Genomic DNA, 25,302 nt, shown 5'->3' with positions numbered 1-25,302 from the left:
AAGGGCGCCGCAGTGCCACAGGAACCGGCGGTAGGCAGCGGAACGGACAAGGTCCCGGCCTATAGCTGGTACGCCCTCAGCGTCCTGGTCCTGATCTATGTCCTGAACTTCATCGACCGGCAGATCCTCTCGATCCTCGCCAACGATATCAAGGCTGATCTGGGCGTCGAGGACGATTACCTCGGCTTTCTTTACGGCACCGCCTTTGCTGTCTTCTACGCGCTGTTCGGCATCCCGCTGGGCAAGCTGGCCGACAGCTGGAAACGCGTTCGCCTGATGGCCCTCGGCCTCGCGCTGTGGTCGACGATGACTGCACTATCGGGCTTCGCCAAGAACGCGACCGTCCTTACCGCGGCAAGGATCGGGGTCGGGGTTGGCGAAGCGACCGCCAGCCCGTCCGCCTATTCGCTCATTTCCGACTGGTTTCCCGCGCGCCTGCGGGCGACGGCCCTGGCGATCTATTCATCCGGCCTGTACATCGGCGGCGGCATCTCGCTGCTCATCGGCGGCTTGATCGTCGAAAACTGGAACGCCGCCTATCCCGGTGGCGGTCCGCTGGGCCTGGTCGGCTGGCAGGCGGCCTTCCTCGCTGTGGGCATACCCGGGCTGCTGCTGGCGCTGTGGGTGCTGACCCTGCGCGAACCGGTTCGCGGCGCGATCGACGGTTTGCCGACGCCGGAAGATCCCGCACCGTTCCGCGGTTTCCTGCAGGAGCTTTTCCAAGTCATTCCACCCTTTACCGTCTTCGGTGCGGCCGCTCGCGGCAAGAAGGCGCTGATGGGCAATCTTCTCGGCGCAGCCTTTTTCGCCGCGCTTGCATGGGTGCTCTGGCTTCTCACCGGTGTGGTCGAGCAATGGGTATTCCTCGGCGTGGGGTATTATGCCGTGTTTAGCTGGACCATGGGGCTGCGCGCACGCGATCTGCCCACGTTCAAGCTGACCTGGGGCTCGCCCGCCTTCCTGTGTGTCATTCTGGGGTACGGCACGGTCGCCTTCACCGCCTATGCCGCTTCCTACTGGGGCGCGCCCTATGCCGAACGCGCGCTGGGCGTGGACAAGACCGATCTCGGCTGGTTCCTGGGCGCCCCTGCCGCGGTGGCCGGCTTCCTGGGCGTCATCCTCGGCGGGCGCATGGCTGACTTCCTGCTCGAGCGGCGACCCGACGGGCGCGTGTGGGTCATCCTGTTCGGCTTGATTATGCCCGTTCCTGCAATGTGGCTTGCCTATACCACCGATGATGTCGTGCTTTTCTACATCGGCGCATTCCTCGCCCAGATGCTCAGCGCGGCCGCGCTCGGCGCAGCAGCCGCCTCGAGCCAGGCGCTGGTGCTTCCGCGCATGCGCGGCATGGCCACGGCAACGTTCTTCCTGTCGACCACGCTGATCGGTCTGGGCCTCGGCCCGTTCATGGCGGGCTATGTCTCGGCAACCAATGGCGACGACCTGTCGCTCGGCGTGCTCTCGACACTGGTGGCGGCTCCATTCGGTCTGGTGCTGCTTATCGCAGCGTTGAAGCTGGTTCCTGAAGCTGCCGCCAGCGTCGTCGAGCGTGCCCGTGCCGCGGGTGAGACTATCTAGACGCTGGAGAGCACGCCGCAGGCGATCCGCGAACCGGCATCGCCGGCCGGATCGGTGCGATAATCGTCCGCCCCTGCGTGAACCACGACCGCTGTGCCGTCTTCGTCGAAGATTTCGTCGAGCACGACCCGGGCGTCACCGGTTAGCTCGACCTGTGCCGAACCGGTCCGGTTCTCCCCGATCATCAGATTGGGCATATCACCGAGGTGCTTGCCCCCGGGGGACAGTGCGCCGTGGGTTTGCCCGCCGGGATTGAGATGACCGCCGGCGCTGGTGAAGTCGGGGGCAGTGCACTTGCCCGTGGTATGCAGGTGAAAGCCATGTTCGCCTTGCGACATGCCGGTAGCCGCGACCGCCAGGGTCACCGTTTGCCCATTGCTGAGCAATTGCACCGTGCCAGCGGGCAGGCCGTTGGCGAAGCGCAGCGTCGTCTGCCCGACGCGGTTGTCGGCCAGATCGTCTACGGTGGCGCATCCTGCCAGTGCGAGTGCACCCGCGGCGGGTATCAGGCGAAGGTAGTTCATGGCGATCCTTTCGGTTGCAGACAGTCCGTCATCCCATAACGAAAAAGGGGCCGGATTGCTCCGGCCCCTCTTCATTTTGGCGTATCGCCGTTCGCTTACATGCCCGAACCCGGACCGTAAGTGATTTCGACACGGCGGTTCTGCAGTTCGCGGACACCGTCAGCGGTGGGTACGCGCGGCTGCGATTCGCCGAAGGCTTCGCTGGTGATCCGGCCGTCCGGAATACCACGCGAGCTGAGATAGCCGCGGACCGATGCGTTGCGGCGTTCGGCGAGGCCCATGTTGTAGGCTACCGAACCCGAACGGTCGGTGTGACCGGCGAGCATGACTGCAGCCGTACCGCAGTTGGCATAGGCCGACACGGCGTTGTCGAGGATCGTCGCTGCTTCCGGAGTGATGTCCGACTTGTCCCAGTTGAAGAAGACAATGTACGGACCCGTCTCGCAGACCGGCGCCGGCGGCGGCGGGGGCGGAGGCGGCGGGGGCGGCGGCGGCGGCGGCGGGGGAGGCGGCGGCGGTGCTGCCGGCTCACCGAAGTTGAACTCGAGCGTACCCATCAGCGAGTGGCTGGTGAAGTCGTCTTCGAGAGTGTTGCCGCCGAGGTCGACCAGTTCGACTTCCGTTGCGCGGAAGAAACGATAACGCAGGCCGACATCGATGCTGTCGGTCAGCGGAGCGCGGATACCGGCCAGAGCCTGGTATGCGAGGCCGCTGTCCGAATCGTCAACCGACGATGACAGGTTCGAGTACGGGGTCACTTCGTAGCTGGTACGTGCGACACCGATACCGCCGCCGACGTAGCCCTGAAGGCCATCGTCAGCGCCAAAGTCGAGCAGGCCGTTGAGCATGAACGACAGGGCGCTGGCGTCACCGCCAACGGTGTAAATGCCAGCCGGAGCGACGACGCCGCCGCCGGTGGGCAGGCCAGTCGGACCAGCTTCGACCGAGTCGAGATCTGCCTGACGATAGCTGACTTCGGCTTCGAGGCGGAAGCCACCGAAGTCATAGCCAACGTAGCCGCCGCCGTCGAAACCATAGTCATGGTTTACTTCGTGCGTTGCTGCACCGTCATTGACGTCGAATTCACTGTCTTCGACCAGCATCGAACCGAATTCGGCACCGATATACCAGCTGTCGTCCTTTGCCAGGGCAGGCGATGCAAGGGCCGTAGAGGCCATCGCCATTCCTATGACGAATTTCCGCATTATAGTTTCCCCTTTTTGCGATTTGGAGCCACCGAGTGGACCGTATCTAACTTTCAACCCATAAGGTGGCAAGAAAACAATCGGCGGGACCTGTGGCAAGAATGCCGCTTTTCCTGCGCGATGAGAATAGGTTCCGCAACCAGGATCCCTTCCCGTGACAGCCGAACGATACCAGCCGCTTGCGGTTCCCGTCATTCGTTGCGAATAATCGACAGTGTTGCAATTGCATCGATAATCGCTCCGATCGCCGTTCGTGCTTCGACGTCGATCGTCGAACCCCCGGTGGGGGGCTGCGGGCGAGTAACGCGCCGCCAGCCGGACCGAAAAACGATCCACTGACCTTCTGCCCGGTCGAACATCTGCATGCCGTCGACGGGGGCGCAGAAGCTCCACTGGACGCCGTCCCAGAATGCCAGCGCGTCGGCCTGCCCCTCCCACGCACCTGAGGGGTCGGGCCCGACCAGCCAGCATTCGCCCGCGGCAGGAAGGGCGGGAGGCGTGCTGGCGACCGTCTCGAAGGCGGGATGGAGCAAGGCGTCGACCCGCGCGAGAGCTTCGTTGACGAAGAACTCTTTCTGCGCCTGTCCGGCGGGCATGGCTGTGCTGCGGACCGCGCAGGCTTTCGGGTTCGGCGGCGAACAAGCGAGGATCCCGCTGTCGCCCTCGACCATTACCGCGCGCGCCTCGCCCAGCGATGCAGCGACCAGCGCGATCCGTGCGCCGCGGTTCGTTTCGGCGATATCGCGAACCCATTCGGCACCCGCACGCGTCTTGCCGAAGCCGCGACCGGCCATCATCAGCCAGATCCGCCAGTCGCACTCGGGCGGCAATTGCCCGTCATGCGCCGTGTTGCGGAAGTCATAGGGCCATTCATTGCGTTCGGCCTGGTCGAGCCCGGCTACGAAGGCGTCGCGTGCTGCGCTGCGGGCCCGCGCGAACAAGCCCGGGCGGGTGGGTTCACCGTTCATCGGCGGCAGGCTCGCGGCGGTTGGCGATCTGGCGGCGGAAAATCTCCACCTTGCGTTCGATCGAGGCGCGCACCTCGGCCGCGCTGACATTGGCGCGCGTGGCGCGCTCGCCGGCGATCGTGTCCTTGTGCGCGGCAAGCAGCCGCAACGCGGAGGCCACATCCATCCGGTGCTTCGGGGCCGGGTCGCGCAGATAGCCGAGCACTTCCATCTCCAGATTGGCGTAGCCTTCGAACAGCGCGGCGCGCCATGCGTCAGCGAAATCGCTGTCGCAGCGGCGCAGGCGATAGGCCTCGCGCGGCGGAACATGCGCCCGCTTGGCCGAAGCCGACACATTCGATGTCTTGGACAGCGCTTCGAGAAAGGTGCGCTGCCACTGGCGCGGGGCGGTCTTGTCCGCGCGGTTGCGCAGCTTGGCCGGCCGGCGGGCGCGGTAATCGGCCAGCGTCTGGTCCCAGCGCTGGCGGAATGCCGCGCTGCGCTTGCGCCGGGCATAGGGTGTGCTGTCGCTGACCCCGGCCGCCTGCGCCGCGCGGCTGGCCATGCCATATGCGCGCAAGCCCGCGATGAACGCGTCTTCCCAGGCGTGCCGGTCCGCAGGCGGCGAACGTTTCATGCGATCCTCCCGATGATGCGCAGCGTGAAACGACGAAGGGCGGCCCTCGTGAGAAGGCCGCCCGCTACGGCCCGTGGGCCGGTGAATCACACTATCGCGATGTTCGCTTTATGTACCCAAAAAGCGTGACGATGTCAATTAAAAAGAACCAAATAGGTTCTATGGTCGTGCTTGCCTACAATCGGCGGCTCGCCTAATCCCGGCGCACCACGGGATGCGAGGGAATTTCCCAGATCATGATCATGAAACCGCTGCGCGGGCTGTACGACTGGACGATGGACAAGGCTTCGCACCCGCATGCGGTGGGCTGGCTGGCGTTCTTCTGCTTCGTCGAATCCAGCTTCTTCCCGATCCCGCCGCATCCGCTGCTCGGGCTGATGTGCCTGGCCGAACCGAAGAAGGCGGTGAAGTTCGCGCTGGTCGCCACGCTGGCATCGGTCGCGGGCGCGCTGCTCGGCTATGCGATCGGCTGGGGGCTCTACGACACGGTCGGCGTCTGGCTGATCGGCGCGCTGGGCCTGACCGAAGCGTTCCCGGTAGCGGCCTGCCATTTGCGGGAATATGATTTCGAAGCGATCCTGATTGCCGGCGCCACGCCGGTGCCCTTCAAGCTGCTGACGATCACTGCCGGCTTCGTCGGCATGAACCTCGTCACTTTCGTGCTGTCCAGCCTGTTCGCCCGCGCGCTGATCTTCATGACCGTGGGCATCCTGTTCCGCGTCTTCGGTGCGCCGATCAAGCGGGTGATCGACAAATATCTCGGCACGGTGACCACGGTCTTCGTGGTGCTGGTGGTCGGCGGCGTGCTGGTGCTGACCCAGCTCGGCGGCGGCGAGGATGATGCGGGCGGGCCGTGCGCCAACCCCGCGCCGCTCGAAGACCGCGCGCCGCGGGGCTGATTGCCGCAGCGGCCAAGCGCGGGCAGCGCCTGGCCGCCCGCGCCGCTATCGCTGCCGCTCAGTTCGCGAAGCTGGTTTCCAGCGTGATCTCGGCGTCGAGCAGTTTCGAGATCGGGCAATTGGCCTTGGCGTCAGCGGCCAGTTCCTCGAACTTCGCCTGGTCCAGCCCGGGCACCTTGCCGCGCGTCGACAGCGCCGAGCGGGTGACGACGAAGCCGTCATCCACTTTTTCCAGCGTCACCTCGGCGTCGGTTTCGACCGATCCGTCGCTGTGGCCGGCCTCGGCCAGCTTGAACGACAGCGCCATGGTGAAGCAGCTGGCATGCGCCGCCGCGATCAGCTCTTCGGGATTGGTGCCCGCGGCATCCTCGAACCGGGTCTGGAAGCCATAGGGCTGGTCCTTCAGCGCGCCCGATTGCGTGCTGACATGGCCCTTGCCGTCCTTGCCCAGCCCGTCATAGCGGGCGCTGCCTGAATTGGTCGTCTTCATGGTGGAATCTCCTTTTCCACCATGGGACGCCCCATCCCGGCACTTCGTTCCGGATCAGATGATCCCGACCTGCTTGCCCGCGGCCTCGAAGATCGACAGGATCTGCGCCACTTCGCTCTCGCTGTGCTCGGCGCAGAGCGAACAGCGCAGCAGTGTCATGTTGGCCGGGGTTGCGGGCGGGCGGGCGAGATTGACGTAGAGGCCGCCCTTGATCAGCGCCTCCCACATTGCCGCGCCCTGTTCCAGATCGGGCATGATCACCGCGATGATCGCGCTCTGCGGTTCGTCGGTGCCGAGCGCGAAGCCGAGGTCCTTCAGCCCCTTGTGCAGCGTCTTCGAATTTTCCCACAGATGCGCGCGCTTGTTCGACCCGTGCATCAGCTTGCGGATGCTGGTCGCCGCGGTCGCCACCACGCTCGGTGGCAGGCTGGCAGTGAACACATAGGGGCGGCAGACCAGCCGCATGATCTCGAACTTGGGGTGGTTGGAGACGCAGAACCCGCCCACCGTCCCGACGCTCTTGGAAAAGGTGCCGATGATGAAATCGACATCGTCCATCACGCCGGCCTGTTCGACCACGCCGCGGCCGTTCTCGCCGATGAAGCCCATCGAATGCGCTTCGTCGACCAGCACCATCGCGCCGTGCCGCTTCGCGATCGCGACCATTTCCTTGAGCGGGGCGACATCGCCCAGCATCGAATAGACGCCTTCGAGGATGACCAGCTTGCCCGCGCCTTCGGGAATGCGCTTGAGCCGCTTTTCCATCGCCTCAATGTCGTTGTGCTTGAACGGCACGACCTCGGCATTGCCCATCGCGCAGCCGTCCCAGATGCTGGCGTGGCTGTCGATGTCGAGGATGATGTAGTCACCCTTGCCAGCGATGGTCGAGATGATCCCGAGATTGGCCTGGTAGCCGGTCGAGAAGACCATGGCGTGATCCATGCCGTAGAATTCGCGCAGCGCGTCTTCGCACTCCTTGTGGCCCTGGTAGGTCCCGTTGAGCACGCGGCTGCCGGTGGTCCCGCTACCGAAATCGGTCAGCGCCTGCTTGCCCGCCTCGATCACGTCGGGATCGAAGGTCATGCCCATGTAATTGTAGGTGCCGAGCAGGATCGTCTCGCGGCCGTTGCAGATCGCGCGGGTCGGCGAGAGGACCTTTTCCATCACCAGGCTGAAGGGATCTTCCTGCCCGCTCGCGAGCAGGCCCTCGCGCAGCGCGATGATGTCGTCGAACTTCGAGAACAGGTCGGTGCCGTCGCCGCTGCGCTCGATCGGCTGGTCGGATTGCGAGATGCCGCGGCTCATCAGGCGGCCTGCAGCTTGGTGACCGCATCGACGAGCTGGCCGTAGGTCTCGATCTCGGCCTGCTGGTTCATCGAGATGATGATGTCGAATTCGTCCTCGATCTCGGCAACGAAGTCCATCACCGTCAGACTGTCGAATTCCAGATCGTTGGCGAAGGTGGTGCCCTCGGTGATCTCGACGCCCTTCTTGTTGAAAGGCTCGGCCAGTTCGCGGATTTTGGCGTCGACGGCGGTGCGGTCCATATGGGGTCCAGTTCTCTATCGCGTTGCGGCCCGCACGGGTGCGGGCGGGGGTGGCAGCCGGCAAAGCGGTTATGACGGCCGCTTGTCAAGCATGGCTAGTCGGGCAGCAGCGCTTTCACCGCCGCCATGAAAGGCCCGATCGACACCGGCTTGGCGAGATAGTCCGCCGCGCCCGCATCGCGGATCCGCTCCTCGTCGCCCTTGCCGGCATAGGCGGTCACCGCCAGCACCGGCACGCCGGCCAGCGCGGCATCGGCCTTGAGCTGCCCGATCAGGTCGATCCCGCTGACATGCGGCAGTTGGATGTCCATGATCACCAGATCGGGAACGAAGCGCTGCGCGGTCGCCACCACGTTGCGGCCATCGGCCACGGGCACGACTTCATGTCCGTTCGCCTTCAGGACGTCACAGAACAGCTTACGATTGAGGTCGTTGTCCTCGACAACGAGGATTCTCTTTGCCACTTGGCGCGGACTCCATGCGAATGCGCATGGGCCTTATGCAAAAGCGGGAGCGCTGACAATTATTCGCGAACCGACGAATGGCGAAATGCGGCCGCCCGAGGTGCTGGCGCTCGAAGCGCTCGGCTGGGCGCTGGCCGACGACAAGCGGGCCGAGCGCCTGCTGTCGCTGACCGGCCTCACGCCCGAGCGATTGCGGAACGGGCTGACCGATCGCGGCGTTCAGGCTGCAGTGCTCGAATTTCTAGCCAATCACGAACCCGATCTCGTCCTGGCCGCCGACGCGCTGGACACCACCCCCAAACGCTGGTCGCTGCGGCCAGGGAGCTGTCCAGATGACCCGCCCACTGATCATATCCGACTGCGACGAAGTGCTGCTCTACATGGTCGCGCCCTTCCGCGACTGGCTGGCCGAAACGCAGGGCGTCGAATTCCGCATGGAAGGCAACGATTTCGCCCAGGCGCTGCGCTGGCAGGACAGCGGCGAGATCCTCGCGCCCGAGGAAATCTGGCGCAAGCTGGGCGGCTTCTTCGATACCGAAATGCATCGCCAGACGCCGATCCCCGGCGCGATCGAAGGGATCGCCGCGCTGCGCGAACACGCCGATGTCGTGATCCTCACCAATCTCGTCGACAAGCGCCAGGAAATGCGCCGGGCGCAGCTGATCGACCACGGGCTCGACGCTCGCGTGTTCACCAACCAGGGCCCCAAGGGTCCTGCGCTGCAGGCGATCCTCGACGAATACCGGCCGAGCAAGGCAGTTTTCATCGACGATCTGGCGCAGCATCACCGCTCGGCCCGCGAAACGCTTGGCCCGGCGGGTGCGAACATCACCACGCTCCATCTGTGCGGCGAACCGCTGCTCGCCCCGCATATCGATTGCGCGCATACCGCCGGCCACGCCGACGCCCGCATCGATAGCTGGGACGAAGCGCTGCCGTGGCTGATGGGCGAAATCGAGAAGGAACCCGCATGAGCATCCACGACCGTCTCCGCGCGAGAGGCATCGCGCTTCCGCATGCCGCTGCCCCCGTCGCCAGCTACCAGCCGGTGGTGGTCGATGGCCATACTGCCTTCGTTTCGGGCCAGCTGCCCTTCGTCGATGGCGAACTGGTCACCGGCAAGCTGGGCGAGGGCGTCACGCTCGAGCAGGGCCAGCAAGCCGCGCGGGCCTGCGGATTGATGATCTTGGCGCAGCTCGAAGCCGCCGGGCTGATCGAGCGGGTGGCGCATTTCGTCAAGCTCGGCGGCTTCGTCGCCTGCACGCCCGACTTCTACGACCAGCCCAAGGTCATCAACGGCGCGTCCGACCTGATGTACGAAGTGTTCGGTGATCCGGGCAAACATGCGCGCAGCGCGGTGGGCGTGCCTGCGCTCCCGCTGAATGCCGCGGTAGAGGTCGATGCGATCGTTGCTCTCAAGGCTTGATCGTCATCTGGCGCCTTCACCCGATCCGGCACGGGTCGGGTGGCTGCGCGACTGGAGCTACGCCCACCGCGGGCTCCACAGCGACGGCGTGCCGGAGAACTCGCTCGCCGCCTTTGCCGGAGCGATGGAGCGGGGAATGGGTATCGAATGCGATATCCAGCGCAGCCAGGACCATGCGGCAATCCTGATGCACGACTGGGAACTCGACCGGCTGACCGGGGTCAGCGGTCCGACGGCGGGATATTCGGCCGAAGAGCTGGCGCAGCTCGCCTTCCTCGATACCGAACACAAGCTGGCCCGGCTCGACGATCTGCTCGCGCTGGTCGATGGTCAGGTGCCGCTGCTGATCGAGATCAAGTCGCGCCGGCGCTACGATGTGGCGCAAAGCTGCGAAGCCGTGCGCGATGCGCTCGCGGGCTATTCGGGGCCGCATGCGGTGATGAGCTTCGACCCACGGGTTTCGCGCTGGTTCCGCCGGCATGCGCCGCAGACGGTGCAGGGCCTCGTCATGCGCGAGGACGAGAAGGGGCAGACGCAAAAGGGCTGGCAGCGGCGGCTCGTGGTGCGGGCGGCGCGGCCTGAATTCATCGCCTACCATGTCGCGGCTCTGCCCAGTCCGATGGTCGCCGCGTTGCGCGATGCCGGCCTGCCGGTGCTGACCTGGACGGTCGATACACCCGCGTTATGCGAAATCGCGGCGTTGCATGCCGATGCGCCGATCGCCGAGGGCGAGGGGGTGGCATGAGCGAGGCTGGCACGCCTGGCGACCTGGCCGCCCGCGTCAGTGGTTCGGTCGGCGCTTTCGAGCGCGCCGAATGGAACGCCCTGGCGGGAGCGGACAACCCCTTCGTTAGCCATGAATTCCTGACTGCGCTGGAAGATTCGGGTAGCGTCGGTCCCGGCACCGGCTGGCAGCCCGCACCGCTGGTTATCAGTACGCAGGACGGCCCGCTGCTGGCCGCCATGCCCGCCTATCTGAAGGGGCACAGCCAAGGCGAATACGTCTTCGATCATAGCTGGGCCGATGCCTATGAAAGGGCAGGGGGCAGCTATTATCCAAAGCTACAGATCGCCGCCCCGTTCACGCCTGCTACCGGCCCGCGGCTGCTCCTCTCGGATGAGGCGCTCGCTGCGCCGCTGCTGGCTGCTGCCGGACAATTGTGCCTCCAGAACGGTTTTTCTTCGGCGCATGCGACCTTCATCGAACCATCGCAGCATCCGCTGTTCGAAGAGGCCGGATGGATGCTGCGCAGCGATATCCAGTTCCATTGGCACAACCGCGGGTTCGCCCGGTTCGACGATTTCCTCGCCACGCTCGCCTCACGCAAGCGCAAGGACCTGCGCAAGGAGCGCGCCGCCGCGCAGGCAGAGGTCGACATCATCCACCTGCGCGGCGGCGATATCCGGCCCGAACACTGGGATGCGTTCTGGGCGTTCTACCAGGACACCGGCGCGCGAAAATGGGGAACGCCCTATCTGACCCGCGCGGCCTTCGATCTGCTGGGCGAACGGATGGGGGAGAAGATCCTGCTGGTGCTGGCACTGCAGGACGGCGAGCCGGTGGCGGGTGCGCTCAATTTCATCGGCGGTGATGCGCTGTACGGCCGTTACTGGGGCTGCACGCGCGACATCCGCTTCCTGCATTTCGAATTGTGCTATTATCAGGCGATCGAGGCAGCGATCGAACTGGGACTGGCGCGGGTCGAAGCCGGCGCGCAGGGTGGGCACAAGCTGGCCCGCGGGTATGAACCGGTGGAAACGGTTTCCGCGCACTGGTTCGCCGATGCCGGTTTCCGCAGCGCGGTAGAGGATTTTCTCGAACGCGAGCGCGCGGGTGTTGCAGCCGATCGCAACTATCTGGCGACGCGGACCCCGTTCAGGAAAGATTAGCGCTCAGGCGGCTTTGCGGCTACTGTCGGCCAGCCATTCGCGCGCGCGGCGCTGGGCTTCGGCAATCTCGCGCGCGGTCATTTCCTCGGCGATATCGGCACGGCACCAGCTGGCTTCCTCATGCCCCTTCGATGCCGCGATGTTGAACCACTTGTGCGCTTCGATCAGATCGCATTCCACGCCGCTGCTGCCGGCCGAGAATGCCACCCCTAGGCTGTAGAGCGCACCGATCGCGCCGCCTTCGTACTCGGTCAGATATTCGGCGATCAGCGCCGCACCGTCTTCACTCTGGATGATCTCGCCACCGCCGCCTTCGATACTGGTCAGCTGCATGGTCATTCCCCCAACAAGACCGGCTCAGGTGCCGGACGCGATAGAATTGGCCAAATTATGGTCAAGAAATGGTTAATTCGCGATTCTTTCCCGGGCGGCGCGGGTGCTGGCGGCGTGTTTTCGGTCCTGTGGGACGCATTTCGGTGATGTACGGGATTGGCGCTTGTGTGCCCGCAGGCGCTTGCCTATAGGCACGCGCCGAGCGGGTCATTCGGAGCGCCGGAAAAATCCGGGCCGACAGGGCGGCATGTTCCGATGTCTAAATCGACCAGGTAAGAGGGTCCTCAATGGCCTCTGTGGCAAATGAGAACGGGAAGCTGGCCAAGGCACGCGCTGCGGTGGGTGACGACTACGTTCCCGACGATACCGAAGAATACATGAACGAGCGGCAGCAGCAGTATTTTCGCGTATTGTTGCTGGAGTGGAAGAAATCGATCCACGATGCGGCCGGGCAGACGTTGCAGTCGCTTCAGGACGGTCCGATCCGCGAACCCGACCTCAACGACCGTGCCTCGTCCGAGACCGACTGGGGCATCGAACTGCGCACGCGCGACCGCCAGCGCAAGCTCATCTCCAAGATCGATTCCGCGCTCCGGCGCATCGACGAAGGCGAATATGGCTGGTGCGAAGTCACCGGTGATCCGATCGGGCTCAAGCGGCTGATCGCGCGTCCGGTGGCGACCATGACGGTCGAAGCGCAGGAAGCGCACGAACGGCGCGAGAAGATCTCGCGCGACGATTGAGCGCACGCTAACCGATTCTTTAGGTCTCCAGCCTAGCGTGCAGACCGTTCCGGGACTATCGTGGATGTTCCGGGAAATGCATCTAGGGATACGACGCAAGCAATGTCCTCGGTCGATACGCGCAATGTTGGTCGCGACAGCCTGTTTCTGTTCGCGCAGCTGACCCTCGACGGTCAGGCCGAACCGGTGCGCGTCAAGGTGCGCAATCTGTCGGCTGGCGGGATGATGGCCGAAGCCGGCGGCATGGCGATTTCCCGCGGCGACCGGGTCGGCATCGAATTGCGCAATGTCGGCACGATCAAGGGCAATGTCGCCTGGGCGCAGGACGACCGGTTCGGAGTCGCCTTCGAAACCGAGATCGACCCCAAGATCGTGCGTGCCCCGGTGGGCACCAAGACCGATACGCCCGCCTATCTGCGGTCGACCTCCGCCGCATCTCCGCTTTCCGAAGACGAGCGCCGCCTGCGCAAACTGTAATTGTCTGGCTGACGCCGCAGGCGCAGCCTGCTAACCGGCGATGATGCGCGTTTGGCTTTTCGCACTCCTGTTCGCAGCGCTCGGCGCTTGTAGCGCCGGCGGCGACGACGGGGTGGTGGATGTCGCCTTCATTGCCGATCCTGCCGAACTCGAAGCGCAGGGCGTGCGGCTGGGCTATGCGGGCCAGCATGTGCGCGGCGCGCTGTCGACCGGGCTGGTGCGGCTCGACCCGCGGGGCGAAGTCGTGCCGGGCGTGGCCGAACGCTGGATCGTCACCGATGGCGGCGCAAGTTACATCTTCCGGATCAACGAATTCGACCTCGCGGGCGGCGATCGGCTGACGGCGCAGGCGGTGCGCGATGCGCTCCAGCGACGTGTGCGACAATTGCAGGGCACCACGCTCGGGCTCGATCTCGCCAAGATCCGCGATATCCGCGCAATGACCGGGCGGGTGATCGAAATCCGGCTGACCAGTCCGATGCCCGATTTCCTGCAATTGCTTGCCCAGCCTGAACTGGGCATCGAATTCGGCGATCAACCCGTCGGCCTCATGCGCGGTGACATGCAGGACGGCTCGCGCCTGCTGGCGCCGTTGCCGCCCGAATTGCGCGGCCTGCCCGAGCAGCCCGGATGGGAAGACACCATCCGCGTGCTGCGGGTCCATGCGACCGATGCCGAGGACGCGACCGAGGGCTTCGCGCAGGCCCGCTTCGACCTGGTGCTCGGCGGAAGGCTGGCTTCGCTGCCGCTCGCCAACAGCGGGCCGTTGTCGCGCGGCAATGTGCGGCTCGATGCGGCAATCGGGCTGTTCGGTCTCGAGATCCGGCGCCCCGAGGGGTTCCTGGGAAGCGCGGCCAACCGCGAAGCGCTGGCCATGGCGATCGACCGCGAAGCGCTGATGCAGCCGTTCAATATCGGCGGCTGGTCGGCATCGACGCGGATCGTCCCGGTCGCGCTGTCGACGATTGCGCAGCCACCCGCCGAACGCTGGGAAGCGATGACGCTGGAACAGCGTCGGACCGAGGCCCGCCAGCGCGTTGCCCGGTGGCGCGCTGACAGCGGCGAAGGGCCTCAGCTGCGCATCCATCTGCCGCGCGGGCCGGGCTCCGACCTGCTGTTTGACGGGCTGAGCGAGAACTTGGCCGCCATCGGCGTGTCGACCCAGCGCGCGGCGGAACCCGACGCCGCCGATATCGTGCTGCGCGACCGCGTGGCGCGCTACGCCTCGCCGCGCTGGTTCCTCAACCAGTTCAACTGCGCGGTAAGCCGGGGCGCCTGCAGCGAGGATGCCGATTATCTCGTATCGCTGGCGCTGGACGCGCGCGACGGGGTCGAGGCGGCGTCCTATCTCTACGAGGCCGAAGCCGCCTTGCTGGCCACCAATCGCTACATCCCGCTCGGCGCGCCGATCCGCTGGTCGCTGGTACGCGCCGATATCGAGGCGTTCGCCGAAAACCCGTGGAACATCCATCCCTTGTTCCCGCTCTCGCGGGCCCCCATCTAACCCGCCATGGACAATCGCGACCGCCCGCGTCCCCTGGGGATGGAACTGCCGACCGGCACCGATCCGGTGTCGATCCGCAAGCGTATCGAGGCGATGGAGCACCTGCTCGAACGCAGCCTTGTCGTACCGGGGACCAAATATCCGATCGGGCTCGATACGATCATCGGCTTTGTCCCCGTCATCGGCGATATCGTGACGGCAGCGCTCGCGGGCTACATCGTGTGGGAAGCCAAGAACCTCGGCCTACCGCGGTGGAAGCTGTGGCGCATGATCGGCAATATCGGCATCGACAGCGCGGTCGGCGCCGTGCCGATCATCGGTGATGCATTCGACGTGGTCTACCGCTCGAACACCAAGAACCTGCGCATCGTCAAACGCCACCTCGACAAGCATCATCCGCACACGCAGGTGATCGAGGGGTAGTTTCATCGGTGACCGATGCACGCTAGGGCAGCGGGCATGGCATCCGATGTTACCTATTCCAGCTACCTCGATCTCGAGCGCATTCTCGCGGCGCAGCATCCCGCGTCCGAAGCGCATGACGAGATGCTGTTCATCATCGTCCACCAGGCGAGCGAGCTGTGGCTCAAGCTGTGCCTGCACGAGCTGACCAAGGCGCGCGCATGCATCCGGGCTGACGACCTGCGGCCCTCCTTCAAGATGCTCGCGCGCGTGGCGCGTGCGCAGGGACAGCTGATCCAGAGCTGGGATGTGCTCAGCACGATGACCCCGCATGACTATTCGACCATCCGGCCACACCTGGGCGGATCGAGCGGGTTCCAGAGCGCGCAGTACCGGATGATGGAATTCCTCCTTGGCGGACGCAATCCGGACATGGTCAACATGCACGAGGCGACGCCCGACGTGGCCGAAGGTCTGAAAGCGGAACTCACCCGCAAATCGATCTATGCCGAAGCGATTGCGTTGCTGGCGCGGCGCGGCTTCGCCATTCCCGACAGCGTGCTCAAGCGCGACCGGGCCAGGGCGTGGGAGCATGCGCCCGCGGTCGAGGCGGCATGGGCCGAGATCTACCGCGATCCGCAAGCCTATTGGGACCTCTACGAACTGGCCGAAAAGCTGGTGGATCTGGAGTATCATTTCCAGCGCTGGCGCTTCGGCCATCTCAAGACGGTGGAACGGATCATCGGCTTCAAGAAAGGCACAGGCGGCACCCCCGGCGTGCCCTATCTGGCGGGCGTGCTGAAAGCCGCCTTCTTTCCCGAACTCCTGAGCGTGCGGACCGCATTATGAGCAGCTGGAAAAGCCCCCGGCGTATATGGGACATCTCGCAGACGCTGCGCCCCGGATTGCCCGTCTGGCCGGGCGACACCGCTTTCGCATTTGATCGCACATGGAAGATGGAGGATGGATCGCCCGTCAACGTCGGGCGGATGACCATGAGCACGCATTCGGGCACGCATGGCGATGCACCGCTGCATTATTCTGCTTCCGCTCCCGATATCGCCAGCGTTGCGCTCGATCCCTACGTCGGGGAATGCCTGGTGGTGGATGCGACGCGGGTCACCGGTGGCAGGGTTTCGGTCGGCGATCTGCCGCATATCGAAAGCGCCGACCGCGTGTTGTTCCGGACGTTCGAAACCTTCCCCCACGAGCAATGGGACGCCAGCTTCACCGCGATCGATGCCGAAGCGATCGAATGGCTCGCATTGCAGGGCGTCAAGCTGGTCGGGACTGATGCGCCCAGTGTCGATCCGCAGGACAGCAAGACGATGGATGCCCACCGGGCGGTGCTGGAGCATGACATGCGCATTCTCGAAGGGCTGGTGCTCGATGGGGTTCCTGAAGGGCGTTACGAACTGATCGCGCTGCCACTCAAGATAGCGGGCGGCGATGCCGGACTGACCCGCGCCATTCTGCGCGAGTCGCCCGATGCATGAACCGATGAATTCGCGCGCGCGTATCCTCGACGCTGGCGACCCGCTGGCGGGCTTCCGCGATCGGTTCATCGTGCCCGAAGGCGTCATCTACCTCGATGGCAATTCGCTGGGCTGCCTGCCGAAAGCTACGCCCGCTCGCATGGAACAGGTCGTGCGCGAGGAGTGGGGCGAGGGCCTTATCCGCAGCTGGAACACCGCCGACTGGATCGATTGGCCGCTCCGGATCGGCGGCAAGATCGCGCCGCTGATCGGGGCATCACCGCATGAGGTCATTGCCTGCGATTCCACCAGTGTGAACCTGTTCAAGCTGATTGCCGCGGCGCTTGAAATGCGCCCGGGCCGCAAGACCGTTCTGAGCGAGCCGGGCAATTTCCCGACCGATCTCTACATGATCGAGGGGCTGGAAAAGCAGGGCCTTGCCAAGCGGCGACTGGCCCCGCGCGAACAGCTCGCCTGCGCGCTGGACGAGGACGTCGCGCTGCTGCTGCTGACCCACGCGCATTACAAGACTGGCGAAGTGTTCGACATGGCCGCCATGACCCGGGCGGCGCATGAAGCGGGAGCACTGGTGCTGTGGGACCTGTCGCATTCGGGCGGCGCGCTGCCGGTCGATCTTGGCGGGTGCGGAGCCGATTTCGCGGTTGGTTGCGGTTACAAATACTTCAATGGCGGGCCGGGCGCACCGGCCTATGCCTTTGTCGCCGAACGTCACTTGCAAACTGCGCGGCAGCCGCTCACCGGCTGGTTCGGGCACGCCGCCCCCTTCGCCTTCAGCGACGATTACGAACCCGCGCCGGGGATCGACAGGCTCCAGTGCGGAACGCCGCCGATCCTCGGCCTTGCGGCGCTCGAAGTGGGCGTCGATCTGATCGGGGAAATCGGGGTCGAGAGACTCCACGTCAAATCGCAGGCGCTCTCCGAATTCTTCCGCCAGTGCCTTGCCGAACGCGGTGTCACGCTCGATCTCGTCAGTCCTGCCGATCCTGCACAGCGTGGCAGCCAGCTGTCGTTCCGCCATGCAGAGGCTTACGCGATCTGCCAGGCGCTGATCGCGCGCGGCGTCATCGGCGATTTTCGCGACCCCGATATCCTGCGTTTCGGGTTTGCGCCCGCCTATCTGCGCTTCGAGGACATGGCCGAAGCCGCGCGGCACCTTGCCGAAGTGCTCGAAAGCGGCGAATGGCAGCGCGACGAGTTCCGCGAGCGAGCTGCGGTGACCTGATCCGCATGCTCTGGGAGCCTGGCGAGATCGGCCAAGCTGACCGCTTCTTCACGCCTCCAGTTCGATATCCCAGTAGAGCCAGTCGCGCCATGTTTCGTGGAGATAGTTGGGCGGGAACATCTTGCCGTGCTGCTGCAGCTGCCAATGGGTTGGGCGGATCGGTTCGCTGGCAAGCTGCATGCCCGCCTGCCTCGGTGTGCGGCCACCCTTCTTCATGTTGCACGGTGCGCAGGCGGTGGCGATGTTCTCCCAGGTGGTCTTGCCGCCCAGCCGGCGCGGGATGACGTGGTCGAAGGTCAGATTGTTCATCGCCCCGCAAAACTGGCAACTGAAGCGGTCGCGCAGGAACAGGTTGAAACGCGTGAACGCGGGAAACTCGCTGGGCTTCACATACTGCTTGAGCGCGATGACGCTGGGGATCTTCATGTCGAGCGAGGGCGAATGGACCTCGCGCTCGTAGGTGGCGATCACATCCACCCGGTCGAGAAAGATCGCCTTGATCGCGGTCTGCCACGGCCACAGGCTGAGCGGGTAATAGGATAGCGGCGTGAAGTCGGCATTGAGGACGAGCGAAGGGCACGACTGCAGATTGCGCGTCGGATCATCTTCGCTACTGCGGAACCTCGCGGCCCGTTCAAGCAGTTCGGCCCTGAACACTCGTGCGTTCCTCCCCGATGACTTAGAAAATGCACTTGCAAGGAAAAGCGTCAAGCCTGTTACAGACAGGCTATCCACAAACTTGTCCGCAACCCGCGCCGTTTCGAGCTGACCTCGCCAGGACCGCATGACCGTAACCCGCTTCGCCCCCAGTCCGAATGGCCCGTTGCATCTGGGCCACGCCTACTCGGCAGTGGTCGCGCATGATCTTGCGAAACGGGCCGGCGGGCGTTTCCTGCTGCGGATCGAAGACATCGACGGTCCGCGCTCGCGCCCCGAATTGGCGGAAGCGTTTCGCCGCGATCTCGCGTGGCTCGGGCTCGAATGGGAAGAAGTGCCCGCGCAATCGACCCGGCTCGCGACCTATGCCGCTGCCGCGCAGGAGCTGCTTGCGCGCGGATATCTTTATCGCTGCACCTGCACCCGCGCCGAGATCGAGTCGCTGAGGCCGCGGATTGGCTCGCAAGGCGCGGTCTATCCCGGAACCTGCAAGACCCGCCCGCCCGAGCCGGACAAGCCAGCCGCGCTGCGGCTTGATATAGCCCGCGCTCTTGCCGATGTCGGACCACTCGAATGGGAGGATGCGGTGGCCGGTGTTCAGCGGGCCGACCCGCTTAAGGCAGGCGACGTGGTGATCGTACGCAAAGACGCGCCGGCCAGCTATCATCTGGCCGCCACGCTGGACGATGCCGCCGACGGCGTGACGCTGGTGACGCGCGGAGCGGACCTGTTTGCGGCGACGCCGATCCACCGCCTGCTGCAGGCGCTGCTGGGTCTGCCCGTACCGCGCTGGCACCATCACCGGCTGCTGGTGGATGCGAGCGGGCAGAAACTCGCCAAGCGGCGCGGCTCGCCCTCGCTGGCCGATCGGCGGGAGGCGGGTGAGGATGGTCTGTTGCTTGCAGAGCAACTGCGCTTGCACCGTTTTCCGGGTGGCATTTCGCTCGCGAGTGCCTAAGTCTGTGTGGCTATGAACACATTCCTCATCATTCTCCTCGTCATCCTCATGGTTCTTGTGGTGGCCTCGCTCATCCGCGGGATCGTCGCCTTCATGAAGAGCACCAAGATCGACCTGGAGAGCGGTGAGCAGACCGACGCGACCGACATGCAACTGACGCAGAACAAGATGATGTTCGCGCGGATCAAGTACCAGGCGCTGGCCGTGGTGGTGGTGGCCGTCCTGCTCGCCATCGCGAACTGATCCGGCGCAGCGCTGCGTGGTCAAGCTCAACAAGATCTACACGCGTACCGGCGACGACGGGACCACGGGTCTTGTCGATGGTTCGCGCCTGCCCAAGCACGATACCCGGATGGAAGCGATCGGGGCTGTGGACGAAGCCAATTCGGCGCTCGGCCTCGCCGCAGTTACCTTGGCGGACACTCCGTTCGCGGCCCCGTTGTACCGGATTCAGAACGATCTCTTCGACCTCGGCGCCGATATTGCGACGCCGGCGGGTGACAATGACGATTTCGCCCCTTCGGAAATGGTGCTGCGGATAGTTGCAGGTCAGACCGTGTGGCTCGAACAGGCGATCGACGAGGCCAATACGCGGCTCGAACCACTGACGAGTTTCGTGCTCCCCGGCGGGAGCGAAGGGGCCGCACGGCTGCATGTCGCCCGCGCTGCAGCCCGGCGCGCCGAACGCGCGATGACGGCGATGGCGGCGCAGCATCTGACCAACCGCCACGCGCTGGCCTATATCAACCGCCTGTCGGACTATCTGTTCGTACTCGCGCGCGTTGCCAATGACGATGGCCGCGCCGACGTGAAGTGGGTGCCTGGCGCCAACCGCTGAGGCGCTAGCCAGCGCCCTGCGGCTTCGCTAGTGCAGCGCCGTTGCTGCAGACGCGAAGGAAATTTCGATGAACAATACGGTTGCCATCATCGGTGCGGGCCAGATGGGTTCGGGAATAGCGCAGACCGTGGCCGCCAACGGCATCGATGTGCTGCTGGCCGATGTCAGCCTAGAGGTCGCCGAGCAGGCACACGCCGGGATCGACAAGGCGCTGGGCAAGCTGGTCGGCAAGGGCAAGATCGAGATCGCCGATGCCGAGGCGACGCTGAAGCGCATCACGCCGGTCGCCGATTACGCGCCGATGCAGGACGCGAGCCTGATCATCGAGGCGGCGACCGAGAAGGAAGCGATCAAGCAGGCGATCTTCGAGAAGGCTGGCCAGTACCTCGCCGCCGATGCCATCATGGCCTCGAACACCAGCTCGATCCCGATCACGCGCATGGCAAATTATGCGCCTGATCCCGCGCGCTTTATCGGGCTGCACTTCTTCAATCCGGTGCCGGTGATGAAGCTGATCGAGGTCATCCCCGGCCTTGCGACCGCGCAGGCGACCACCGACCGCACCACCGCCTTTGCCGAGAGCCTGGGCAAGGAAGTGGTCCTGTCGCAGGACGAGCCCGGCTTCGTCGTCAATCGTATCCTGCTGCCGATGATCAACGAGGCGGTGTTCGTGCTGGGCCAGTCGACCGCCGCGATCGAAGATATCGACAAGGGTTGCCGCCTCGGCCTCAACCACCCGATGGGCCCGTTGCAACTGGCCGACTTCGTCGGGCTGGATACCTGTCTCGACATCATCATGGTGCTCTACAAGACCACCCGCGATGCTAAGTACCGCCCCGCGCCGCTGCTGGTGAAATATGTCGAAGCCGGCTGGCTTGGCCGCAAGACGGGCCGCGGGTTCTACGACTACTCGGGCGAGGAGCCGGTTCCGACGAGATAGTTTGTGGGTGCGGTCAGGACATCCGTCCTGCCCTCTCGGCACCAGCCCACGCCCCCGCCCGGCCACCCACGGCACGGTATTTTATGGGTGGCCGGGCGGGGGTGTGGGCTGGTGCAGCAGCAAGATAGCGGCGGATGCCGCTAGCGCACGCAAAGAGAATCCGTGACGGGACACGGGCTGGCTGCTCCCCACCATCGGACCTCCATAGGAACCGCGCGGCCCCGCCCACCGTTGGTCAGGTAAAGGAGACTACGCATGACCGACAAGAAGGTAAGCAGCCAGGAACAGCGCCAGGCCGGCCTCGCGCCCGAAACCCACAATGACGAGCAGGACGATCACCGCATGCAGGCACAGGAAGTGGCCGAGCAAGCCCGCGGGGTCACCACCAAAACATCGTCGCCGACCGAGAGCACGAAGGGCGACAACAAGAGCGGCCTGATGGGTGATTCAACGCAGGACACGATCGACCACATGCGCGACATGGAAAGCTCGGGCCGGATCGACATGTCGGCCTATCGCGGCGAGGACAACCACGACGACAATGAGGACAAATACGGCAAATCGGCCAAGGTCGACCCCGATTTGCCATCCGACGGCAGCTGATTCCGGCGGCCTCGCTATCCGGAGATGGCACCGTCGTTCAGCACCCAGAGCCCCGCGGTAAGCACGAGCGATCCGGCGGCGATGGCATAGGCAAGCGCACGAAAGTTCGGGGTCGAGATGGCCTCGAACTTGTGCGTCTGCAACTTGTCGAGCGTGTGGCAAGCACGGCGTTCGGCAGTAATCGCCAGCCACCCCCCGGCCAGAATGAACATCGTGGCGATCGCCTTGGCCAGCCACGGCGGATCGAACGCCCCGAAAACCGCCTTGAAGCCCAGCCCGATACCGATCGCAGCGAATGAAGTGCGCATCCAGCCGGCGAAAGTCCGTTCCATCGCCATGATGTTGCGATCCTCGGCAAGGTCGGTGCGGACCTCGGCCCACTCGGTCGACTTGTCGGGATCTTCGGGGGGATCATCCTGAGCCATGAGATATCAATCGCGGATCGCGGGGGCGGTTCCTATCCTAATTCACGATCTCGACCGGCTCGGCGTCTCGCGCGGGCGGGCCGGGGAGCGGGCTGGGCCGCGCGCCTACCAAGGGCTCGGCGTCTTCTATCAGATAGCTGTCATCGAACGGTTCGGGGACGAAGGGTTCGGGTGTTGCAGGCCCCGTCGGTGCATCTTCGGCATACCATGCGGACAGGGCCGCATCGTCTTGCGAGGACCGCTGCTCCCGCCGCGCGGGCACATCCGTATCGATCAAGGGCTCGGGCGCACGATCCGCAAATTCGCCCTGCCCGGGCGGCGCGTCGCTAAGACGCGCTATCACGCCGGGATCGTTCTCCCCGCCGACGAGGATCACTACGCCGATCAGAAACAGGACGACGAGCGCCAGTTTCTTGAGCAATCCGGGGGCAGTCCGTCATCCATCGCCCCGGTATAGGGCAGGGCGGTTAAGCGTCCGTTTCCCGGGCCGTCGTCTGCAAGGCGTAGAGCGTATCGAGCGCTTCGCGCGGCGAGAGGGCATCGACGTCGATCTGCTCGATCGCTTCGCGCAGCGGGTCGGGCCGAGCTTCTTCTGCCTGCGCGGTGACTGCGAAAAGCGGCAGGTCGCCAAGGCCGGCGCCGAGCCCGCCGGTCTGTTCGCGGCCCTTCTCGAGCTTGTCGAGCACTGCCTTGGCCCGCTTGATGACCGGTGCGGGCACACCGGCCAGCTTGGCGACCGACAGGCCGTAGCTGCGATCGGCAGCGCCGGTCGCCAATTCGTGCAGCAGGACGAGATCGCCCTTCCATTCGCGCGCCCGCACATGATGCAGGCTCAACGCGTCGCAGGTCTCGGCCAGTCGGCTGAGCTCGTGATAATGCGTGGCGAAGAGGCAGCGGCATTGCAGCTGTTCATGCACCGCTTCGACCACCGCCCAGGCCAGCGCCATGCCGTCATAGGTGCTCGTGCCGCGCCCGACCTCGTCGAGGATCACGAAACTGCGTTCGGTCGCCTGGCTGAGGATGGCCGCGGTTTCGACCATCTCGACCATGAACGTGGACCGTCCGCGCGCCAGATTGTCGCTTGCCCCGACGCGGCTGAACAATCGGTCGGCCAAACCGACCCGGGCCGAATTTGCAGGGACATAGCTGCCTGCCTGGGCCAGCATCAGGATCAGCGCGTTCTGGCGCAGGAAGGTTGACTTGCCGCCCATGTTGGGGCCGCCGATCAGCCACAGGCGGTTTGCCTGCGCCAGGGTGCAATCATTGGCAACGAAACGTTCGCCGCTCCTCGCCAGCGCGGCTTCGACCACCGGGTGCCGGCCGCCGACGATTTCGAGGCAGGGCTGGTCGCGCATCTCGGGGCGCGCCCAGTCTCCTTCTACCGCGCGTTCGGCAAGCGCGGCCGCCACGTCGATCCGCGCAAGTGCGGCGGCGGTGGCGGCGATCGCTTCGCGGGCTTCGATCACTTCACCGACCAGTGTTTCGAAATGCGCTTCTTCGGCGGCCACCGCATGCGCGCCCGCTTCGGCGATCCGTGTCGCTTCCTCGTGCAGGCCGATCGAATTGAACCGCACGGCGCCGGCCATCGTCTGGCGGTGCGTGAAACCGCTGTCCGCTGCCATCAGCTTGTCGCCATGCTTGGCAGGCACTTCGATGAAATAACCGAGCACCTTGTTGTGCTTGATCTTGAGCGACGGCGTACCGGTCTCATCGCGGTACCTGGCTTCGAGCGCGGCGATAGCCTTGCGGGCGTTGCCGCTGGTTTCGCGCAGGCTGTCGAGCGCATGATCGTAATCCGCAGCGATAAAACCGCCCTGGCTGCGTTCGGTCGGCGGCGAGGGGACCAGCGCGCGCGCCAGATGGTCGACCAGCGCAGCATGGCCCCCCAATGCCTCGCACATGTCCGCCAGCAGTGCGGGAAGGTCCGGGCTGGCGCTGAGCATGTCGCGCACCCGTCGTGCTTCGGCAAGGCCGTCGCGGATCTGGCCCAGATCGCGCGGGCTGCCGCGCCCGGCGACCAGCCGTCCGAGTGCGCGGCCGATATCGGGGGCCTGGCGCAGGACGCCGCGTACGTCCGCGCGGAATAGCGGGTCGCTGTGGAAATGCTGGACGCTGGCAAGACGGGCTTCGATGGCGGCGCGATCGGCAAGCGGGGCGGACAGATCTTCGGCCAGCTGCCGCGCGCCTGCTCCCGTGGCGCAGCGATCGATACAGGCGATCAGGCTGCCGGCCCGCCCCCCATTCTGCGCTTCGAGAATCTCGAGACTGGCGCGAGTCGCTGCATCCATCGCGAGATGGGCTCCGCTGCCGCGTGCGACCGGGGGCAGGAGGAAGGGCAGCGTGCCGCGTCCTGCATGCTCGAGATAGGCGATCAGCCCGGCCGCTGCAGCAAGCATGGGGCGCGAGAAGTCGCCCAGTCCATCGAGCGTGGCGATCTGGTGGATCGTCTTGAGGCGGGATTCGCCGTCTTCGCTGCGGAAATCACTGCGCGGCCGGGCGATGATGTCGGCTGGGGCATCCGGCCAGTCATCGGGGGCGAGCAACTCGCTTGCGCCCAGTCGCGCTAGCGCTGCATCAAGCGCGGCGATCGGGCATTCCTCCAGCTCCATGCGTCCGGTCGAGATATCGCATGCCGCCAGCCCGACGCTGTCGCGCAGCGGAGCCACCGCCACCAGCAGATTCGCGCGGCGCGGTTCGAGCAGCGCTTCCTCGGTCAGCGTCCCCGCAGTGACGAACCGCACGATATCGCGCGCGACGAGGCTTTTGGAGACGGGGGTGCCCTCGCGCCGTGCGCGTTCCTTGGCCTCGTCGGGCGTTTCTGTCTGTTCGGCGATCGCGACCCGGCAGCCGCCCTTGATTAGCCGTGCGAGATAGCCCTCGGCGGCATGCACGGGCACCCCGCACATCGGCACGGGTTCGCCGTCATGTTCGCCGCGCGTGGTCAGCGCGATGTCGAGCACGCCGGCGGCGACCCGGGCGTCCTCGAAGAACAGTTCGAAGAAATCGCCCATGCGGTAGAACAGCAGCGCGTCGCCTGCCTCGCGCTTGAGCGCGAGATATTGCTGCATCATCGGAGTGGGCTTGCCAGACATGAAGC

At 65.2% G+C, this 25,302-nt stretch carries 31 protein-coding genes and 1 pseudogene; 19 read left to right on the top strand and 13 right to left on the bottom strand.

Annotated elements, in window-relative coordinates:
- Nucleotides 1-12 precede the first annotated feature (12 nt).
- Nucleotides 13-1,578 (top strand): MFS transporter, encoded by a 1,566-nt coding sequence (locus WKH79_RS10130; RefSeq protein ID WP_341860113.1) that lies wholly within the window; start codon nucleotides 13-15, stop codon nucleotides 1,576-1,578.
- Here WKH79_RS10130 and WKH79_RS10125 read toward each other — a convergent pair.
- The 4 genes from WKH79_RS10125 to WKH79_RS10110 form a co-directional block, all read right to left on the bottom strand.
- On the bottom strand, nucleotides 1,575-2,102 hold the full coding sequence (locus WKH79_RS10125) for a superoxide dismutase family protein (RefSeq protein WP_341858783.1): 528 nt from the start codon (nucleotides 2,100-2,102) through the stop codon (nucleotides 1,575-1,577). The genes WKH79_RS10130 and WKH79_RS10125 overlap by 4 nt on opposite strands.
- A 95-nt stretch (nucleotides 2,103-2,197) precedes the next feature.
- Nucleotides 2,198-3,307 carry an OmpA family protein gene (locus WKH79_RS10120; RefSeq protein WP_341858782.1) on the bottom strand — a complete coding sequence of 370 codons (1,110 nt, stop codon included), beginning with the start codon at nucleotides 3,305-3,307 and terminating at the stop codon, nucleotides 2,198-2,200.
- Between the two features lie 191 nt (nucleotides 3,308-3,498).
- Nucleotides 3,499-4,275 carry a DUF2793 domain-containing protein gene (locus tag WKH79_RS10115; RefSeq protein WP_341858781.1) on the bottom strand — a complete coding sequence of 259 codons (777 nt, stop codon included), beginning with the start codon at nucleotides 4,273-4,275 and terminating at the stop codon, nucleotides 3,499-3,501.
- Nucleotides 4,265-4,891, bottom strand: coding sequence for a hypothetical protein (locus WKH79_RS10110; RefSeq protein WP_341858780.1), 627 nt, complete (start codon nucleotides 4,889-4,891; stop codon nucleotides 4,265-4,267). The genes WKH79_RS10115 and WKH79_RS10110 overlap by 11 nt, the downstream gene beginning before the upstream one ends.
- Nucleotides 4,892-5,127: 236 nt before the next feature.
- Here WKH79_RS10110 and WKH79_RS10105 point away from each other — a divergent pair, with 236 nt between their 5' ends.
- Nucleotides 5,128-5,790 (top strand): YqaA family protein, encoded by a 663-nt coding sequence (locus WKH79_RS10105; protein ID WP_063505721.1) that lies wholly within the window; start codon nucleotides 5,128-5,130, stop codon nucleotides 5,788-5,790.
- A gap of 58 nt (nucleotides 5,791-5,848) precedes the next feature.
- Here the strand turns inward: WKH79_RS10105 and WKH79_RS10100 are convergent, their stop codons facing one another.
- From WKH79_RS10100 to WKH79_RS10085, 4 genes are all read right to left on the bottom strand, one after another.
- Entirely contained in the window at nucleotides 5,849-6,280 is a 432-nt protein-coding gene (locus WKH79_RS10100; protein WP_050600489.1) for an OsmC family protein, read from the bottom strand.
- A gap of 54 nt (nucleotides 6,281-6,334) precedes the next feature.
- The gene (locus WKH79_RS10095; RefSeq protein ID WP_050600488.1) at nucleotides 6,335-7,585 is read right to left on the bottom strand and encodes an aminotransferase class I/II-fold pyridoxal phosphate-dependent enzyme; all 1,251 of its coding nucleotides are present in this window, start codon (nucleotides 7,583-7,585) and stop codon (nucleotides 6,335-6,337) included.
- Nucleotides 7,585-7,827 carry an acyl carrier protein gene (locus tag WKH79_RS10090; protein ID WP_050600487.1) on the bottom strand — a complete coding sequence of 81 codons (243 nt, stop codon included), beginning with the start codon at nucleotides 7,825-7,827 and terminating at the stop codon, nucleotides 7,585-7,587. Before WKH79_RS10090 ends, WKH79_RS10095 begins: the two co-directional genes overlap by 1 nt.
- A gap of 95 nt (nucleotides 7,828-7,922) precedes the next feature.
- Nucleotides 7,923-8,291: a response regulator gene (locus WKH79_RS10085; RefSeq protein ID WP_063512417.1), complete on the bottom strand. Its 369-nt coding sequence runs from the start codon at nucleotides 8,289-8,291 to the stop codon at nucleotides 7,923-7,925.
- A gap of 85 nt (nucleotides 8,292-8,376) precedes the next feature.
- Between WKH79_RS10085 and WKH79_RS10080 the strand changes: the two are divergent.
- The 5 genes and pseudogenes from WKH79_RS10080 to WKH79_RS10060 form a co-directional block, all read left to right on the top strand.
- A pseudogene (locus tag WKH79_RS10080) lies at nucleotides 8,377-8,535 on the top strand (DUF3572 family protein); the annotation flags it as partial.
- A gap of 88 nt (nucleotides 8,536-8,623) precedes the next feature.
- A complete protein-coding gene (locus tag WKH79_RS10075) occupies nucleotides 8,624-9,265 on the top strand; it encodes a hypothetical protein (protein ID WP_063505014.1) in 642 nt (213 codons plus the stop codon).
- Nucleotides 9,262-9,717 carry a RidA family protein gene (locus tag WKH79_RS10070; RefSeq protein ID WP_063505015.1) on the top strand — a complete coding sequence of 152 codons (456 nt, stop codon included), beginning with the start codon at nucleotides 9,262-9,264 and terminating at the stop codon, nucleotides 9,715-9,717. Before WKH79_RS10075 ends, WKH79_RS10070 begins: the two co-directional genes overlap by 4 nt.
- Nucleotides 9,692-10,462 carry a glycerophosphodiester phosphodiesterase family protein gene (locus WKH79_RS10065; RefSeq protein ID WP_063505016.1) on the top strand — a complete coding sequence of 257 codons (771 nt, stop codon included), beginning with the start codon at nucleotides 9,692-9,694 and terminating at the stop codon, nucleotides 10,460-10,462. Before WKH79_RS10070 ends, WKH79_RS10065 begins: the two co-directional genes overlap by 26 nt.
- Nucleotides 10,459-11,607, top strand: coding sequence for a GNAT family N-acetyltransferase (locus WKH79_RS10060; RefSeq protein WP_050600481.1), 1,149 nt, complete (start codon nucleotides 10,459-10,461; stop codon nucleotides 11,605-11,607). Before WKH79_RS10065 ends, WKH79_RS10060 begins: the two co-directional genes overlap by 4 nt.
- Nucleotides 11,608-11,610: 3 nt before the next feature.
- On the opposite strand, the gene WKH79_RS10055 is transcribed toward WKH79_RS10060, so the two are convergent.
- Entirely contained in the window at nucleotides 11,611-11,940 is a 330-nt protein-coding gene (locus WKH79_RS10055) for a sel1 repeat family protein (protein WP_050600506.1), read from the bottom strand.
- Between the two features lie 287 nt (nucleotides 11,941-12,227).
- Here WKH79_RS10055 and dksA point away from each other — a divergent pair, with 287 nt between their 5' ends.
- The 7 genes from dksA (at nucleotide 12,228) to kynU (ending at nucleotide 17,784) form a co-directional block, all read left to right on the top strand.
- Complete coding sequence (gene dksA, locus WKH79_RS10050; RefSeq protein ID WP_050600480.1) at nucleotides 12,228-12,683, top strand: RNA polymerase-binding protein DksA; 456 nt, start codon at nucleotides 12,228-12,230, stop codon at nucleotides 12,681-12,683.
- A 102-nt stretch (nucleotides 12,684-12,785) separates the two neighbouring features.
- Entirely contained in the window at nucleotides 12,786-13,160 is a 375-nt protein-coding gene (locus WKH79_RS10045; RefSeq protein WP_050600479.1) for a PilZ domain-containing protein, read from the top strand.
- 43 nt (nucleotides 13,161-13,203) lie between these two features.
- On the top strand, nucleotides 13,204-14,664 hold the full coding sequence (locus WKH79_RS10040; protein WP_341858779.1) for a peptide ABC transporter substrate-binding protein: 1,461 nt from the start codon (nucleotides 13,204-13,206) through the stop codon (nucleotides 14,662-14,664).
- Nucleotides 14,665-14,670: 6 nt separating this feature from the next.
- Nucleotides 14,671-15,087 (top strand): DUF4112 domain-containing protein, encoded by a 417-nt coding sequence (locus WKH79_RS10035; protein WP_050600478.1) that lies wholly within the window; start codon nucleotides 14,671-14,673, stop codon nucleotides 15,085-15,087.
- Nucleotides 15,088-15,123: 36 nt separating this feature from the next.
- Nucleotides 15,124-15,915, top strand: coding sequence for a tryptophan 2,3-dioxygenase family protein (locus tag WKH79_RS10030; RefSeq protein WP_341858778.1), 792 nt, complete (start codon nucleotides 15,124-15,126; stop codon nucleotides 15,913-15,915).
- Complete coding sequence (kynB, locus tag WKH79_RS10025; RefSeq protein WP_341858777.1) at nucleotides 15,912-16,562, top strand: arylformamidase; 651 nt, start codon at nucleotides 15,912-15,914, stop codon at nucleotides 16,560-16,562. The genes WKH79_RS10030 and kynB overlap by 4 nt, the downstream gene beginning before the upstream one ends.
- A 4-nt stretch (nucleotides 16,563-16,566) precedes the next feature.
- Nucleotides 16,567-17,784 carry a kynureninase gene (gene kynU, locus WKH79_RS10020; RefSeq protein ID WP_341860112.1) on the top strand — a complete coding sequence of 406 codons (1,218 nt, stop codon included), beginning with the start codon at nucleotides 16,567-16,569 and terminating at the stop codon, nucleotides 17,782-17,784.
- 48 nt (nucleotides 17,785-17,832) lie between these two features.
- On the opposite strand, the gene WKH79_RS10015 is transcribed toward kynU, so the two are convergent.
- On the bottom strand, nucleotides 17,833-18,441 hold the full coding sequence (locus WKH79_RS10015) for an HNH endonuclease (protein ID WP_050600475.1): 609 nt from the start codon (nucleotides 18,439-18,441) through the stop codon (nucleotides 17,833-17,835).
- 127 nt (nucleotides 18,442-18,568) lie between these two features.
- Here WKH79_RS10015 and gluQRS point away from each other — a divergent pair, with 127 nt between their 5' ends.
- The 5 genes from gluQRS to WKH79_RS09990 all read left to right on the top strand — a co-directional run bounded on the left by gluQRS (nucleotide 18,569) and on the right by WKH79_RS09990 (nucleotide 21,780).
- Complete coding sequence (gene gluQRS / locus WKH79_RS10010; protein ID WP_341858776.1) at nucleotides 18,569-19,399, top strand: tRNA glutamyl-Q(34) synthetase GluQRS; 831 nt, start codon at nucleotides 18,569-18,571, stop codon at nucleotides 19,397-19,399.
- 12 nt (nucleotides 19,400-19,411) lie between these two features.
- Entirely contained in the window at nucleotides 19,412-19,642 is a 231-nt protein-coding gene (locus tag WKH79_RS10005) for an HIG1 domain-containing protein (RefSeq protein WP_050600473.1), read from the top strand.
- Between the two features lie 16 nt (nucleotides 19,643-19,658).
- Complete coding sequence (locus tag WKH79_RS10000; RefSeq protein WP_341858775.1) at nucleotides 19,659-20,237, top strand: cob(I)yrinic acid a,c-diamide adenosyltransferase; 579 nt, start codon at nucleotides 19,659-19,661, stop codon at nucleotides 20,235-20,237.
- A gap of 67 nt (nucleotides 20,238-20,304) precedes the next feature.
- Nucleotides 20,305-21,177, top strand: coding sequence for a 3-hydroxyacyl-CoA dehydrogenase NAD-binding domain-containing protein (locus WKH79_RS09995; RefSeq protein ID WP_341858774.1), 873 nt, complete (start codon nucleotides 20,305-20,307; stop codon nucleotides 21,175-21,177).
- Between the two features lie 255 nt (nucleotides 21,178-21,432).
- Complete coding sequence (locus tag WKH79_RS09990; protein ID WP_341858773.1) at nucleotides 21,433-21,780, top strand: hypothetical protein; 348 nt, start codon at nucleotides 21,433-21,435, stop codon at nucleotides 21,778-21,780.
- A gap of 14 nt (nucleotides 21,781-21,794) precedes the next feature.
- On the opposite strand, the gene WKH79_RS09985 is transcribed toward WKH79_RS09990, so the two are convergent.
- The 3 genes from WKH79_RS09985 to mutS are packed head-to-tail and all read right to left on the bottom strand — an operon-like array spanning nucleotide 21,795 to nucleotide 25,297.
- Nucleotides 21,795-22,205: a DUF202 domain-containing protein gene (locus WKH79_RS09985; RefSeq protein WP_050600469.1), complete on the bottom strand. Its 411-nt coding sequence runs from the start codon at nucleotides 22,203-22,205 to the stop codon at nucleotides 21,795-21,797.
- A gap of 37 nt (nucleotides 22,206-22,242) precedes the next feature.
- Nucleotides 22,243-22,626: a hypothetical protein gene (locus WKH79_RS09980; protein ID WP_341858772.1), complete on the bottom strand. Its 384-nt coding sequence runs from the start codon at nucleotides 22,624-22,626 to the stop codon at nucleotides 22,243-22,245.
- A gap of 46 nt (nucleotides 22,627-22,672) precedes the next feature.
- Nucleotides 22,673-25,297 carry a DNA mismatch repair protein MutS gene (mutS, locus tag WKH79_RS09975; RefSeq protein ID WP_341858771.1) on the bottom strand — a complete coding sequence of 875 codons (2,625 nt, stop codon included), beginning with the start codon at nucleotides 25,295-25,297 and terminating at the stop codon, nucleotides 22,673-22,675.
- Nucleotides 25,298-25,302 lie beyond the last annotated feature (5 nt).

This window comes from Qipengyuania sp. GPGPB31, from assembly GCF_038396345.1.
Classification (GTDB): Bacteria; Pseudomonadota; Alphaproteobacteria; order Sphingomonadales; family Sphingomonadaceae; genus Qipengyuania; species Qipengyuania citrea.
Note: the sequence above shows the minus strand (reverse complement) of the source record. Positions and strands in the feature narration are given on the sequence as shown.